Genomic DNA, 15276 nt, shown 5'->3' with positions numbered 1-15276 from the left:
TTTTTTTAATATCTTATCAGGATTCATCATTACTTCATTTTCTAAGTTAGGAGAAAATGGCATTGATGGAACATCAGGACCAGCTAACCGCATAATTGGTGCATCTAATTCAAATAAACAATGTTCGGCTATGATTGCTGAAACTTCAGACATAACACTACCTTCAAGGTTGTCTTCAGTTACAAGCAAAATCTTACCATTTCGTTTAGCGCGTTCAATAATCGTTGTTTTATCTAATGGATAAACTGTTCTTAAGTCAACTACTTCAACATTAATGCCATCTGCCTCTAAAATATCGGCTGCTTGAATACAATAGTTAACACATAAACCATAAGTGAAAACTGTAATATCATCACCTTCACGTTTAACATCAGCTTTACCCAAAGGGATAGTATAGTAAGAATCGGGTACTTCTTCTTTTAAAAATCGGTATGCTTTTTTATGTTCAAAAAATAATACTGGATCATTTGATTCAATTGAAGATAATAATAAACCTTTCGCATCATATGGAGTTGAAGGAATTACAATTGTTAATCCAGGTGTAGACGCAAAGATACTCTCAATACTTTGAGAATGATATAAACCACCATGTACGCCACCACCAAATGGTGCACGAACAGTTAAAGGACATTGCCAATCGTTATTAGAACGATATCGCATTTTAGCAGCTTCACTAATAATTTGATTAACTGCTGGTAAAATAAAATCTGCGAATTGAATTTCAGCTATAGGGCGTTTGCCAAGCATTGCTGCACCAATTGCAGTACCGATAATATTTGATTCTGCTAAAGGCGTATCAATTACACGCAGTTCTCCATATTTTTCTTGCAAACCACGTGTAGCACCGAATACACCACCTTTTCGTCCTACATCTTCTCCTAATATAAAAATATTATTATCTTTTTCCATAGCCAAGTCTTGTGCATTTTGAATGGCTTCTATATAACTCATTTTAGTCATTGAAAATATCTCCTTCCGGATCATACACATATTGATATGTTTCTTCTACATCTGGATATTGAGCATTTTCAGCATCTTTTGTAGCTTTATCTATAATAGATTTATGTGCATTATCTAATTCGTTTAACCAATCTTCATCAATAATGCCTAAATCGAGTAATTCATTTTTGAATTTAAGATTACAGTCAGATGTCTTGAAAGCATCTCTTTCTTCTTTAGAACGATATGTATCATCATCATCAGAAGAATGAGGAGTCATTCGAGTAGTAATAGCTTCAATCAACGTTGCTCCTTCGCCATTAAGTGCCCTTTCTCTTGCTTCTTTCATTGCTTTGTACATCGCAATTGGATCATTTCCATCTACAGTTTCTCCATGAATACCATAACCTATTGCTCTATCAGATAGATGCGTTGCTGCATATTGTAATGAATCAGGGACTGAAATTGCGTATTTATTATTAATAATTACACATACAAACGGTAATTTATGGACTCCAGCAAAATTCAATCCTTCATGAAAATCTCCTTGATTAGAACTACCTTCTCCTACAGTAGCAGTTGCTATATTAGATTGTTGATTCATTTTTAATGCTAATGCTGCGCCTACTGAGTGAGGGATTTGTGTTGCTACCGGAGAACTTTGAGATAAAATACCTTTTTCTCTATGACTAAAATGAGAAGGCATTTGTTTTCCTCCAGAATTAATGTCATCCTTTTTACCGAAAGAAGCTAACATTGTATCATAAGGTGAAATCCCCATATATGTAACGAAAGCTAAATCTCTATAATACGGAGATGAAATATCTCCTTCTTTCATTGCATACGCCATACCAATTTGAGTGGCTTCTTGTCCTTGACCACTTACTACAAAGGGTATTTTTCCAGCACGGTTAAGTAACCATAGGCGTTCATCTAGTTTTCGTCCTAGGTCCATCCATTTATATATTTCTCTCAAATCTTCATCTGTAAGTCCCACAGATTTGTAGTCAATCATTTTACTTCCTCCTTTAAACGTGGATCGCTCTGTTTTCAGCCTTTAGCCCAAGTTCCATCAATATTTCAGACAATGACGGATGTGCATGAGTCGTTAATCCTAATTCTAATGTTGATCCATTCATAAATTGTAATAAAGCAACTTCATTTATTAACTCTGTGACATGTGGGCCTACCATACTTATTCCAATAATATCTCCATTATCTTTATTTAATATAATTTCACAAAAACCACGTTTATTTTTAGTTTCTTCAATAACTGCTTTTCCAATAGCATTAAAAGGAACTTTATAACTTGTTGCCTTAATATTTTGAGATTTAGCAGTTTCTATATTTAAACCGATAGATGCGACTTCTGGATAAGTATAAACACATTTGGGCATTAAATGATAATTCACTGGAAGCGGATGATCATTAAACATATGTTCAACTGCAGTGATTCCTTCTTTAGAAGCTACGTGAGCTAATTGTAATGTTCCGATACAATCACCTGCCGCATAAAGATGCTTATCACTCGTTTGTTGAAATTCATTTACTTTGATATACCCATGAGTATCTAATTGAATTTTAGTATTCTGAATACCAATATCACTTGTATTAGGTACACGACCTACTGCAACTAATATTTTATCAACTGTAATAGTAGTTTTTTCATTTATATTTATTTGAATGACATCATTTTTATGTATGATATTCTCTTCACTTAGTTGGCAATCCTCAAAAAATTCTACACCTCGTTCAATTAAACTATCTCTTAAAAATGTAGAAATGGATTTACTGTCAGAAGGTAATATACGTTTACCTGCTTCAATCACTTTAACATTTACATTTAAATCAGTTAGTAAGGAAGCAAATTCAAGGCCAATCACACCGCCCCCGACAATAGCAATACTGTCTGGAAGTGTATCAATTTGTAATATATCATCGCTCGATAAAATATTCTGATGATTAATTTCTAAAAATGGTAATGTTTGAGGACGTGACCCTGTAGCGATAAGTACAAATTGATTTGGAAGTAACTCTGAGCTGCCATCTTCGTATTCAACAGAAATTGTTCCGCTTTGTGGAGAAAATATAGAAGTTCCCATAATACGTCCTATACCATTATAAATATCAATATGATTTTTTTGCATTAAACTTTGAACGCCATTATGCATTTGATTAACAATATCCGTTTTTCGATTCATCATTTTTTCAAAATTAATATGTAAATCGTTTGTGTCTATACCAAATTCTGAAGATTGTCTAACAGTACGAGTCACTTCAGCAGATTTAAGTAGCGCTTTAGTAGGAATACACCCTTTATGTAAACATGTGCCACCTAATAATGATTTCTCTACAATTGCTACCTTTTTTTCTAATTGAGAAGCACGAATCGCTGCTACGTATCCTGCTGTCCCACCACCTAAAACAACTAAGTCATATTGTTTTTCAGACATTTTGATACTCCTTATTAATCAGATTTAAAGGTTAGAATTGAAAAGTGTGAATCAACAATTTGAATATAAAAAAATAACATTATACTCAGTATGTTCTATTTCTTTTCGACATCCAACCTTAATTTAAATTATTCAATTATAAACTATTTATGATTTTGAGCAATCATTTCTCTAGCATTTTCTCTTGTTAATTCAGTTACACTTGCTCCGGAAATCATACGAGCAATTTCGTCAATTTTATCTTCTTTTTTTAACTCTTTCACTTGAGTTGTTGTACGATCATTCTTAGACATTTTACTAATTAATAAGTGATGATCACTCATAGAAGCTACTTGCGGTAAGTGAGATATACAGATAACTTGAATATATTTTGCAATATCTCTCATTTTTTCAGCCATTTTTTGAGCTGCTTGACCAGAAACCCCCGAATCAACTTCATCAAACAAAATAGCGGTTTGACCTCTTGATTCAACGAATATACTTTTTAACGCTAGCATAATACGAGAAAGCTCTCCGCCAGAAGCTATTTTATTTAAACTTTTAAGTGGTTCTCCCTTATTAGGACTAATTAGAAACTCTACAAACTCAATTCCTTCTATTGTAGGAGTTTCTAAGGGCTGAAATGAAATTTCGAGGTTAGCATCTTTCATTTGTAAATTTTGAATTTCAGCCACGATATGATCCCGTAACGTTCGAGCTACAATTCGTCTTTCCTTTGATAATGACTGTCCATATTTTATTACTTTTTCATAAAGCAGGTCAATTTCTTCTTTTAATTGAGAAGTACTTTCTTCATAATTTTCAATCTTAGCAATTTCACTTTCTAATTTCGATTGATAAGTAATAAGTTCATCAATAGTTTTACCGTACTTACGTTTAAGATTATTCAGTAAGTTCATTCTAGATTCTAATTCATTAAGTAATTGTTCATCGAATTCAGTATTTGACATTTCATCGTACAGTTCATGTTTAGCATCCTCTAAGGTATAGTAGAACTGATCAATATCTTCTTTAAGTTTTTTAAATCTACCTGGAATAATGTCATCAATAGTTTGTAAATGATTACTTAATTCATATAAACGGTCGGTGATAGCATGTTCATCTGTAAGTGTGACATGCGCATTGTTTAATGCTAAACTTAATTTTTCAGAATTTTGGATTCGTTTTATATCAGATTCTAATTGAGTAATTTCACCTTCTTTTAGAGAAGCTTCTTGCAATTCCTCAAATTGAAACTTCATTAAATCAAGACGTTGCAATAATGCTTGATCAGCAGACTGTAACTCTTCAAGTTCTTTTTTCTTTTCTTTATATTCATTAAATGTAGTTTCATATTGTTCTTTAACACGGCTATATTGATTTTCAGCATAATCATCTAATAATTTTAAATGATATTTTTGTTTTAATAACGTTTGCGTTTCATGTTGGCCATGTATGTCTAAAAGTTCTTGCATCACTTTTCTTAGATCTTGAAGTGTAACAATTTGATTATTAATACGACAAATACTTTTTCCAGAACTAAAAATCTCTCTTTTTACTAATAGAAAGTCTTCATCAATATCAATATCTAACTCATTTAAAACTGAAATGGCCTCTTTACTATTATCAATATCAAAAATCCCTTCGATAATTGCTTTTTTCTCTCCATGTCTTACAAAATCAGAAGAGGCACGCATACCAATAAGTTGGCCTATTGCATCTATAATAATTGATTTACCAGATCCAGTTTCACCACTAAGCACAGTTAAACCATCAGAAAAATGAATTTCGAGTTCATCTATAATTGCAAATTGCTTTATTGATAAGGTTTGTAACATAGATTAATCGCATCCTTATAATAAATTGAAAATTCTTGTTTTAATTGTATGACTTGCTTCTTCATCTCTGCATATTAATAGACAGGTATCATCACCACAAATAGTTCCTAATACTTCATCCCAATCAATTTGATCTAAGATTGCTCCGATAGATTGAGCATTACCAGGAAGCGTTTTTAGTACGAGTAGGTTTCCTGTTCCTTCAATATTTACAAATGAATCCATTAAGTATCTACCTAATTTTTCTAAAGGATGGTACTTTCTATCGTTGGGGAGGCTGTATACATATTGTCCTGATGAAGCAGGTACTTTAATTAATTGCAATTCTTTAATGTCACGAGAGACAGTCGCTTGAGTAACATTTAGGTCGTATTCATTTAGACGTTTTACAAGTTCATCTTGTGTTTCAATTTGTTCACTTGAAATAATCTCTCTTATTTTTATATGTCTTACAGATTTTTTTGCCATTATGAACACTCCTAGTTTCGAATATTTATACAATGATTTTAACACAACGTTATTTTAACTACTACTAAAGTTATCCTTTAGAAAGGTTGATTTGAAGAAAGATATTATTATTTATGATACGTATTATCATATTTTCTATTTAAATTAAATTTAAATTTATATACATTTATGCATTATAAATCATTAAAAGTAGATTACTAAAACAAAAAACTCTTTAAAGATTATTGTTTTAGTAATCTTTAAAGAGAAAAACTCTAACTATTAATGGTCACGTGAATAAAATAAATCTACAATTTCTAGAAGCGGTTCAACATCATATTGTGATTTCAATTGATTAACTGCATCTATTGCAGCATCTTTATGATATTTTAGTTTTTCTTCAGCGCCTGATTTACCAAGTAAAGAAACATAAGTACTTTTATGGTTTTCTACATCGCTTCCCACTTTTTTACCCAATTTTTTCTCGTCACCATAAACATCTAATAAATCATCTTTTATTTGAAACATTAGGCCTAAGTGTTCACTGAAACAATCTAATGTATTTAAAGTTTCATCATTTACATTGGCAATATCCGCAGCACTTAAAATAGAAAATTTTAAAAGAGCTCCAGTTTTTGCCTTATGAATTTGCTCTAGAGTATGTAATTCTATTGGAGTATTCTCACTATCCATATCTAAGGTTTGGCCACCGACCATGCCGAGATTGCCACTATCATGTGCTAGTCTTGAAATAACTTTTACTTTTGTTTCAGCTTCTAAGTTTTTATCATTTGCAATTAGTTCAAATGCTTTTGTTAGTAAGGCATCTCCCGCTAAAATCGCTTTCCATTCTCCGTACACTTTATGATTTGTTAATTTTCCTCTTCTAAAATCATCATTGTCCATTGCAGGCAAATCATCATGTATAAGTGAATAAGTATGAATCATTTCTAATGCCAGTGCGGTTTGTAACCCTTTTTTATAATTTTCATTTAACACTTCTAAAGTGAGTAATACAAGCACTGGACGAATTCTTTTACCACCAGCATCAAGTGAATATTGCATACTTTCCTCTAGTTTAGTATTTAATGGAGACGATTTTATAATACCGTCAAGATTATTATTTATAATTTCAATCAATTCATTCATTGATTTCTTCAACATCATCTTCATCCTTTGTTTCTTCTTTGATTAATTGATTTACTTTATTTTCAGCATCTTTCAAAGTTTTGTCACAAGCAGATGATAATTTCATACCACGTTGATATAAATCAAGAGATTCTTCTAATGAAACAGTTTCATTATCTAACTTTTGAACTATACTTTCTAATTCTTTCATCATTTCTTCAAAACTTTGTTGTTCTTTACTCATCTTCACACCTTACTTTCTTAACTATAGCATCTATATTACCGTCTTTCATTGATAATGTGATTTCATCTTGTTCATTTAAATCGTGTGTGCTTGTAATGACTTTATTATCCTTATTAACAATTGAATATCCTCTTAACATTGTATTAGTTGGACTAAGTTGATTTAATTGCTCAATTTTATTTTTTAAATTAGCTTTATTATGATTAATTAAGTTATATGTTAAATTTATTAATCTATTTTCATTATTACGGCTCATTTTTTGATATTGTACAATTAAATCATTTAATCTTCTTATATTAAAATGTTGACGCAATACAGTGATATTGTTTCTATTTTTTTCAATATTTAACGTTAAACGTTGTGTTAGTTTTTTCTCTAAATCGTCTCTTCGTTGAATCTGTTGATCATATAATAATGTAGGTTGCTTAAATTTATAATATGATGACAAATAATCTAATTGTTTATGTTGTTTTTCTACTAGTTGTTTAATACTTTTAGTAAGAGAAAATCGATACTGATGTATTTGTTGAATGAGTTCGTACTGATCTGGTGTAGCGATAACAGCAGCTTGAGTAGGTGTTGCTGCTCTCATATCTGCTACAAAATCACTAAGAGTAAAATCAGTTTCATGTCCTACAGCTGAGATAATTGGTGTATGACACTCATATATAGCTCGAACAACTTCTTCTTCATTGAAATTCCATAAATCTTCAATAGAGCCGCCTCCACGGCCTAAAATGATGGTATCTACTCCTAAAGTATCTGCATACTTAATTTTTTCAATAATGTCATTTTTAGCATTAATACCTTGCACTAATGTACTAATTGATATTTTTTCTACTAGAGGGTATCTACTATCTATGGTAGTGTGAATATCTCTGATTGCTGCTCCAGTATCAGCTGTAAGAATAGCAATTTTTTTAGGAAATCTAGGGATTGCTTTTTTATGATTTTGATTAAAAATTCCCTGCTTATTTAGTTTTTCTTTTAATTGCTCTAGCTTTTGGTATAAATTTCCTATACCATCAATTTCCATTTTATTAACATAAATTTGATAATTTCCTCTACGTTCATAAACTGAAACTCGAGCTTCTAATAAAACTTCGTCTCCTTCTTTAGGACCAAATGTTAGTTTAGAAGCATTTCCCTTAAACATCATAGCACTTATCACACTATTTTTATCTTTCACATTAAAATAAAGATGACCACTAGAATGTTTTTTAAAGTTTGAGAGTTCACCTTTTAAGAGGATAGATTGTAAGTGTGGATCTTGATCAAATTTATATTTAATATATTTAGTTAAAGTAGAGATACTTAAATATTCTGACATGATTCATCACTCAAATATGTTTATTTTATATTACTTAAGACACCGTTTATAAATTTATAATGACCTTCATCACTAAATTGTTTTGTTAGCTCTACTGCTTCATTAATGATGACTTTAGGAGGCGTATCACTATGAAGCAATTCAAAGGTAGCCATTCTTAAAATAATACGATCCGTTTTTAATAATCGTTGTATAGACCAGTCTTTTAATTTTGGTTCAATTGTTTGATCTAAAACTTGTTCATGATCTTTCACTCCTGTAACAAGCCAATGAATGAACTCAAAATCTAAGTCTGGATAATCGTCTTTTATAAAATTTATAGCTTCATTGATTGTTAAATCTGTATTTTTCATTTCTAGTTGAAACAATGTCTGAAATGCTTGTTTTCTTGATTCTTTACGACTCATAAGAAACTCCTTTGTATTATGGTAACTTTGATTTATTCAGCTGTAATGTGCATGATATGAATGTTAATTTCTTTGGGTTCGATAGCAGTCATTGTTTTAATGGAATTAAAAATAGAAGTCTGAATTTTACTTGCAACTTTAGCTATTTTTATTCCATGTTTAATAGAGCAATAAACATCAATATGAATACCATCATCTTTAGTATTAACTTTTAAATTTTTATTTAAATTTTTACGACTTATTTTTTCAATATTACTCTTTCTTAGTTCATAAAAATGTCCAGTCACTCCTTCAACTTCAGAAACAGCAATACTTGCTATTACTGAAATAACTTCTGGTACAATTTCTACTTTACCTAAATTAGCATGTGAATAATCTGCTACATTTACCATTATTTTATCCTCCTATTCACTCTCAGCCATAATATTATACTTTTCTAAAAAGTTTGTATTATAATCTCCAGATTTAAAAATATCATTATTCATTAATTTAAGATGGAATGGAATTGTTGTATCTATTCCTAGAATTAAATATTCACTTAGTGCTCGAATCCCAGTCATTATTGCTTCATCTCTGGTAGGTTCATGCACAATCAATTTTGCTACCATTGAGTCATAATAAGGTGGAATCGTATAGTTTGTATAACATGCTGATTCGATTCTTACTCCGTATCCTCCTGGCGCAAGGTATTGTGTGATTTTACCTGGTGAAGGCATAAAATTTTTATAAGGATTTTCAGCATTAATTCTATATTCAATGGCATGGCCATTTATTGTAATATCATCTTGCTTATAAGGTAGCGGTTCTCCCATAGCAACTTTTAATTGCAATTTCACTAAGTCTACACCGGTTACCATTTCAGTAACTGGATGTTCTACTTGAATTCGTGTATTCATTTCCATAAAATAGAATTTATTTTCATTTAAATCATATATGAATTCTATAGTACCAGCATTTTCATAATTCACTGCTTTAGCTGCGCGAATAGCGGCTTTACCCATCTCTTTACGTTTTTCATCTGTAAGTATTGGCGAAGGTGACTCTTCTACTAATTTTTGCATACGTCTTTGAATTGTGCAGTCACGTTCGCCTAAATGAATTACATTACCGAATTGATCACCAATCACTTGAATTTCAATATGACGGAAATTTTCAATGAATTTTTCTAAGTATAATCCACCATTACCGAAAGCTGTTTGCGCTTCTTGTTGTGTCATACGGTAACCATTTTCTAAATCGTTCTCATTTCGTGCAACGCGAATTCCTTTACCTCCGCCACCAGCAGTAGCTTTAATAATAACTGGATATCCTATCTGTTTAGCCACTTTTTTAGCATCTTCAATCGAATCAATTAATCCATCACTTCCTGGTACTACAGGCACGTTAGCTGCTATCATTTCAGCTTTAGCTACATCTTTAATACCCATTTTTTGAATGGATTGATAACTTGGTCCAATAAATTTTAATTGGCAAGCTTCACAAAGTTCAGCGAAATCACCATTTTCGGCTAAAAAGCCATAACCTGGATGAATTGCATCACATCCTGTTGAAGTCGCTATAGATAGGATGTTTGGAATATTTAAATATGAATCTTTAGACTGAGTTGGACCGACACAATATGCTTCATCAGCGATTTGAGTATGTAATGCATCTTTATCTCCCTCAGAATATATAGCAACAGTTTGAATACCTAAATCATGACAAGCTCTAATAATTCTAACTGCAATCTCACCACGATTTGCGATTAATACTTTTTTCATTATTTCACCTTAAATAACGGCTGGCCATACTCTACCATTTGTCCGTCTTCCACTAAAATTTCAACGATTTCTCCTGTGACTTCTGCTTGAATTTCATTAAATAATTTCATGGCTTCTAAGATACATACAGTTGAATCATTAGTGACTTTATCCCCAACTTGTACATAAGCTTCCTCTTCAGGTGATGGAGATTTATAAAAAGTCCCTACCATCGGGGCATTAATTGTTTCGTAGTTTGACGTTTCATTTTCTTGGTTTACTTCACTAGTTTGAGACATTTCATTTGCCATTGGTGTTTGTACAGATGGTTGAGATGCCATCACTGTTGGTTGTTGTGAATATTGAGGCGTAATAATTTCAGTTTCTTTTTGTTTTTTTAAATTAACTACGCTACCTTTATTATCTTCTATATTAATTTCAGTTAAACTTGATTCATCAAGAATTTGAATTAATTCTTTAATTTCTTTAAAGTTCATAATTTAATGACTCCTCGACTTAGTTTTCATCTACCCATCTATTTTACTTGAGTGTGAAAATCAATTCAAGCGTGTTCATTTAACTGAGATCTAACTTATGATTAAAAAAGTATATAAGTAATTATAATATAGTAAATTTATATTAAAACTTAGATACTAAAATATTGATTATTCTTTTTCATTATTTATATAAAAACAGGTTAATCCATAATTAAATATGCATTAACCTGTTTTAATTTAAATTTTTAAAATTATTAATTATGCTCTTGAAATGTAACTACCATCGCTTGTATTAATAACTAACACATCGCCTTCATTAACGAATAATGGTACATTTAAAGTATAACCGGTTTCAACTGTAGCAGATTTTGTAGCACCAGTTGCAGTATCACCTTTAATACCCGGCTCTGTTTCAGTAACTTCAAGTTCAACAGTTTTTGGTAATTCAATACCAATCGTTTCACCTTCATATGACTGAATTTGAACTTCCATATTCGCTTTTAAATATTTTAATTCATCTTTTAAGTAATCGCCAGATAATTCTGTTTGATCAAATGTTTCATTATCCATGAAGACATGAGTATCTCCATCAGCATATAAATATTGCATACGACGATTTTCAATCATCGCTTGTTCTACTTTTTCACCAGCTCGGAAAGTTTTTTCTTGAATAGCGCCTGTTCTTAAATTACGTAATTTAGAACGAACAAAAGCAGAACCTTTACCTGGTTTTACGTGTTGGAAATCAATTACTTTCCAAATTCCATTATCTACTGAAATAGTTAAACCTGTTTTAAAATCATTAACCGAAATCATTCAGTTTCCTCCTCAATTATACGCTTACTATAAAATAATAAGGTCTTTTGTGCATTTAGTAAAGACTTCACACCCATTTTCAGTAATTAAAATGTCATCTTCTATACGCACTCCACCAAGACCATCTACATAAATACCTGGTTCAATAGTAACACAATTATTAACTTGAACTGTATCATTAGTATTTTTAGATAATACTGGACCTTCATGAATATCCAAACCAATACCATGACCTAAAGAATGACCAAATTCATTACCATAACCATGTGCTTTAATATAATCTCTAGATAATGCATCAACTTCCTTAGTTGTCATACCTGGCTTGATTTCTTCAATTGCCTTTATTTGAGATTGAAGCACGATATTATAGATTTCTTTCAATTTTTTATCAGGTTCACCAATCGCAAATGTTCTAGTAATATCTGAACAGTATCCTCTATAATATGCACCAAAGTCAAGAGTAATCATGTCACCTTTTTCGATTACTTTATCACTAGCAACTCCATGAGGCAAAGCCCCTCTATAACCAGAAGCAACGATTGTATCAAATGATGGACCATCAGCGCCTAGTTCTAACATTTTACTTTCAAGCAATACTTTTAACTCTCTTTCAGTCATTCCAACTTTTGCAATATTTAAAATGTAGTTATAAGTATCATCCACGATCTTAGCCGCATATTTTATTTTAGCGATTTCTTCAGGTGATTTAATTTCTCTAATTTTTTCAATGGCATTGCCTATACTTACGTACTTCGTATCAATTTGGCTTAATTCTTGAAACGTATCATAGCTAACTAAATGACCTTCAAAACCTACTGTTTTATACTGCTTGTTTTTTATAATTTCTTTTATCTCATCAATAATCCCACTACGTCGATTTACAATTTCAAAGTGAGTGGCTTGATTTGTGGCTTGTTCAATATAACGGAAATCTGTAATCAACTTATTTTCATTATTAGAAATGATTAAAGCGCCACTTGTTCCAGTGAAATCAGAAATATAACGTCTATTATAGTCAGATAATATAACAAGAGCATCAAGATTTTCACTTTTTAATATATGACGAACTTTAGCTAATTTATCCATTTAACCCACTCCTTGTATAACGTTTGTACATTTTTATTATATACATTAAAATAATAACATACTTAAAATATTAAAGATATTTTGATTTAGGGAGATTTACATGAAAAGATTATTAACGATTTTAGGAGCTTCTTTGTTTTTGGTTGGCTGTGGCTCTCAAAATTTAGGACCTTTAGAAGATAAAACAACCAATTTAAGAGATGAGAATCATAATTTAAAATTAAAAATTCAACAACTAAATCAAGATATAAATAATCAAAAATCTCAGTTAGAAGCATTAAATAAAGATAAAAAGAATGTATCTAAAACTGTTGATAATAATAATGAAGCTAATTTTTTACAAGCTTCTTCAAATTATTATCAAGATATTGCTAAGATTATCGATAAATTTAATCAACTTGATTTAAATAAAACTAAAAAAGATGATAAAAATCAAAATCTTGAAAAGCTAAATTCATTATCAAATGATATAGATGATGCCTACAGCAAATATAAAAGTGATACAGATAAAAGTAATATATCAAATGATAATACTAACGAAGATAAAACTATTAAACAAATAAACAAAAATCTTCAATCTGCTTTTAAAGATATTAAAAATGGCTATGAATCTAACAATAAAAAGAAAATAAATCAAGGTAAGATGAAGTTATCACAAATTAATGTTTCTAGTAGTTCATAAAATAGGAGTTTTTTAGTTGAAAAATATTATATTTTATTTCGTTTTAATTATAGCAGCTATAGGTTTACTGCTAAATCTAAATATTTTTGTAATGTCGTTCATGAAAACAATTTTCACACTTATAATGATTGCTCTTATTATTTACTTTATCTATTATTTCTTCTTCCTTACAGAAGATCAGAGAAAATATCGAAGAGCAGTCCGAAAATATAAAAAAAGACAAAGAAAATAAAAACAAGGAGGTTCAAGAGTATTAGTACTCTTAAGCCTCCTTGTTTTATATCTATTTTTTATATAACCACTCTTCTGAACGATATTTTTCTTCAAGAACTTTTACTTCGGCTAATTGATTTTCAGTTAGAGATAGTGGTTTAAATTCGATATTTAAACCTTTTTTAAATCCTTCTTCAAATGCTTTTTCCATTTCTTCAATAGAGATGTGTCTATCTGATATATCATTTATTGCTACAGCTTTATCTACAAAAGCTTTTTTCATTTTTTCTTTCAAGCGATCATTCTTAAAAATAAACATATCAAATAATTCGTCTACATCTACATCTTGAAGTAGTGACCCATGTTGAAGAATAACACCCTTTTGACGTGTTTGTGCACTACCTGCAATTTTACGTCCTTCAACGACCAATTCATACCAACTTGGGGCATCAAAGCAAACGGCACTTCTTGGTTGTTTTAATTTTTCTCTCTCTTCTTTAGAACGTGGAATAGCAAAATAAGCATCAAATCCTAATAATTTAAAGCCTTCTAAAAGTCCTTCTGAAATGACACGGTAGGCTTCAGTAATTGTAGAAGGCATATTTGGATGAGATTCAGGTACGATAACACTATATGTTAATTCTTTGTCATGTAGAACGCCTCTACCACCAGTTTGACGGCGAACTAAACCAAATCCTTTTTCTTTCACTTTATCGATATCAATTTCTTTTTTTAATCTTTGAAAATAACCTACAGATAAGGTAGCAGGATTCCAAGTATAAAATCTAACTACAGGATCAATTTCCCCTCTTGAAACAAAATTTAATAAGGCTTCATCCATTGCCATATTATAATAAGGATCATGGCTCCCAGTATTGATAAAATTCCATGTTTCAGTCATATAAAAACTCCAATCACAACTTAATTTATATAAATTCAACGTTAATGTTACTTTAGAATGTATTAGAAATATGAAACAATAAAAAATTTTTGATAAATTGAGCTAACACCTTTATAATTAATAATAACGGTTAATTAGGGAGGATGCAATATGAATGTATCTTTGATTATAGCATTAATAATTATAGTTTTAATAATCCTTTACATGGTTGGAAATTTCTTTCTTAATCGACGAGCTGTAACTGAACTAGATCAAAACGAATTTCATAAAGGTTTAAGAAAAGCTCAAGTCATTGATGTACGTGAAAAAGTTGATTATGATTATGGTCATATTAATGGTGCTCGCAATATTCCAATATCTATGTTTAGACAAAGATTTCAAGGTTTACGTAAAGATCAACCTGTATATCTTTGTGATGCAAATGGTATTGCCAGTTATCGTGCTGCTCGCATTTTGAAAAAAAATGGATATAAAGATTTATACATGCTTAAAGGCGGCTATAAAAAATGGACTGGTAAAATTAAAACTAAAAAATAATTATCAGAAATAAAACTCTCAAGAAATTTCTTGAGAGTTT

General features: G+C 30.6%; 18 protein-coding genes. 3 read left to right on the top strand and 15 right to left on the bottom strand.

The window, feature by feature from the left end; genetic code table 11:
- The 14 genes from HMPREF2930_RS03450 to HMPREF2930_RS03385 all read right to left on the bottom strand — a co-directional run.
- Window positions 1–960, bottom strand: a 960-nt coding sequence (locus HMPREF2930_RS03450) for an alpha-ketoacid dehydrogenase subunit beta (RefSeq protein WP_070597242.1), incomplete at its 3' end; no start/stop codon positions are given.
- The gene (locus HMPREF2930_RS03445; RefSeq protein WP_017176258.1) at window positions 953–1954 is read right to left on the bottom strand and encodes a thiamine pyrophosphate-dependent dehydrogenase E1 component subunit alpha; all 1002 of its coding nucleotides are present in this window, start codon (window positions 1952–1954) and stop codon (window positions 953–955) included. The genes HMPREF2930_RS03445 and HMPREF2930_RS03450, both read right to left, overlap by 8 nt.
- A 13-nt stretch (window positions 1955–1967) precedes the next feature.
- Window positions 1968–3392 (bottom strand): dihydrolipoyl dehydrogenase, encoded by a 1425-nt coding sequence (lpdA, locus tag HMPREF2930_RS03440; RefSeq protein ID WP_017176257.1) that lies wholly within the window; start codon window positions 3390–3392, stop codon window positions 1968–1970.
- A gap of 143 nt (window positions 3393–3535) precedes the next feature.
- Entirely contained in the window at window positions 3536–5209 is a 1674-nt protein-coding gene (gene recN / locus HMPREF2930_RS03435; RefSeq protein WP_017176256.1) for a DNA repair protein RecN, read from the bottom strand.
- Between the two features lie 15 nt (window positions 5210–5224).
- A complete protein-coding gene (ahrC, locus tag HMPREF2930_RS03430) occupies window positions 5225–5677 on the bottom strand; it encodes a transcriptional regulator AhrC/ArgR (protein WP_002449839.1) in 453 nt (150 codons plus the stop codon).
- 261 nt (window positions 5678–5938) lie between these two features.
- Window positions 5939–6820, bottom strand: coding sequence for a polyprenyl synthetase family protein (locus HMPREF2930_RS03425; protein WP_037541048.1), 882 nt, complete (start codon window positions 6818–6820; stop codon window positions 5939–5941).
- Window positions 6798–7028, bottom strand: a complete 231-nt coding sequence (locus HMPREF2930_RS03420) for an exodeoxyribonuclease VII small subunit (protein ID WP_017176254.1) — start codon at window positions 7026–7028, stop codon at window positions 6798–6800. The genes HMPREF2930_RS03425 and HMPREF2930_RS03420 overlap by 23 nt, the downstream gene beginning before the upstream one ends.
- On the bottom strand, window positions 7021–8358 hold the full coding sequence (gene xseA / locus HMPREF2930_RS03415) for an exodeoxyribonuclease VII large subunit (protein WP_017176253.1): 1338 nt from the start codon (window positions 8356–8358) through the stop codon (window positions 7021–7023). The genes HMPREF2930_RS03420 and xseA overlap by 8 nt, the downstream gene beginning before the upstream one ends.
- 20 nt (window positions 8359–8378) lie before the next feature.
- Window positions 8379–8765, bottom strand: a complete 387-nt coding sequence (gene nusB / locus HMPREF2930_RS03410; RefSeq protein ID WP_017176252.1) for a transcription antitermination factor NusB — start codon at window positions 8763–8765, stop codon at window positions 8379–8381.
- Window positions 8766–8797: 32 nt separating this feature from the next.
- Window positions 8798–9157, bottom strand: coding sequence for an Asp23/Gls24 family envelope stress response protein (locus tag HMPREF2930_RS03405; RefSeq protein ID WP_017176251.1), 360 nt, complete (start codon window positions 9155–9157; stop codon window positions 8798–8800).
- A 12-nt stretch (window positions 9158–9169) separates the two neighbouring features.
- Entirely contained in the window at window positions 9170–10525 is a 1356-nt protein-coding gene (gene accC, locus HMPREF2930_RS03400; protein WP_017176250.1) for an acetyl-CoA carboxylase biotin carboxylase subunit, read from the bottom strand.
- A complete protein-coding gene (accB, locus tag HMPREF2930_RS03395) occupies window positions 10525–11001 on the bottom strand; it encodes an acetyl-CoA carboxylase biotin carboxyl carrier protein (RefSeq protein ID WP_002449862.1) in 477 nt (158 codons plus the stop codon). The genes accC and accB overlap by 1 nt, the downstream gene beginning before the upstream one ends.
- A 258-nt stretch (window positions 11002–11259) precedes the next feature.
- Window positions 11260–11817, bottom strand: a complete 558-nt coding sequence (efp, locus tag HMPREF2930_RS03390; RefSeq protein ID WP_002449752.1) for an elongation factor P — start codon at window positions 11815–11817, stop codon at window positions 11260–11262.
- A gap of 27 nt (window positions 11818–11844) precedes the next feature.
- On the bottom strand, window positions 11845–12903 hold the full coding sequence (locus tag HMPREF2930_RS03385; RefSeq protein WP_017176249.1) for a M24 family metallopeptidase: 1059 nt from the start codon (window positions 12901–12903) through the stop codon (window positions 11845–11847).
- Between the two features lie 100 nt (window positions 12904–13003).
- Here HMPREF2930_RS03385 and HMPREF2930_RS03380 point away from each other — a divergent pair, with 100 nt between their 5' ends.
- Both HMPREF2930_RS03380 and HMPREF2930_RS11745 read left to right on the top strand, forming a co-directional pair.
- Window positions 13004–13585: a putative periplasmic lipoprotein gene (locus HMPREF2930_RS03380; protein ID WP_017176248.1), complete on the top strand. Its 582-nt coding sequence runs from the start codon at window positions 13004–13006 to the stop codon at window positions 13583–13585.
- A gap of 16 nt (window positions 13586–13601) precedes the next feature.
- Window positions 13602–13817 (top strand): SA1362 family protein, encoded by a 216-nt coding sequence (locus HMPREF2930_RS11745; RefSeq protein WP_017176247.1) that lies wholly within the window; start codon window positions 13602–13604, stop codon window positions 13815–13817.
- Window positions 13818–13868: 51 nt separating this feature from the next.
- On the opposite strand, the gene HMPREF2930_RS03370 is transcribed toward HMPREF2930_RS11745, so the two are convergent.
- Complete coding sequence (locus tag HMPREF2930_RS03370) at window positions 13869–14699, bottom strand: lipoate--protein ligase family protein (RefSeq protein ID WP_017176246.1); 831 nt, start codon at window positions 14697–14699, stop codon at window positions 13869–13871.
- 150 nt (window positions 14700–14849) lie between these two features.
- Here HMPREF2930_RS03370 and HMPREF2930_RS03365 point away from each other — a divergent pair, with 150 nt between their 5' ends.
- Window positions 14850–15236 carry a rhodanese-like domain-containing protein gene (locus HMPREF2930_RS03365; RefSeq protein ID WP_002449897.1) on the top strand — a complete coding sequence of 129 codons (387 nt, stop codon included), beginning with the start codon at window positions 14850–14852 and terminating at the stop codon, window positions 15234–15236.
- The last annotated feature ends 40 nt before the right edge of the window (window positions 15237–15276 follow it).

Origin of the sequence: Staphylococcus sp. HMSC068C09 (assembly GCF_001813735.1) — a bacterium.
In the GTDB taxonomy this organism is placed as follows: Bacteria; Bacillota; Bacilli; order Staphylococcales; family Staphylococcaceae; genus Staphylococcus; species Staphylococcus hominis.
Note: the sequence above shows the minus strand (reverse complement) of the source record. Positions and strands in the feature narration are given on the sequence as shown.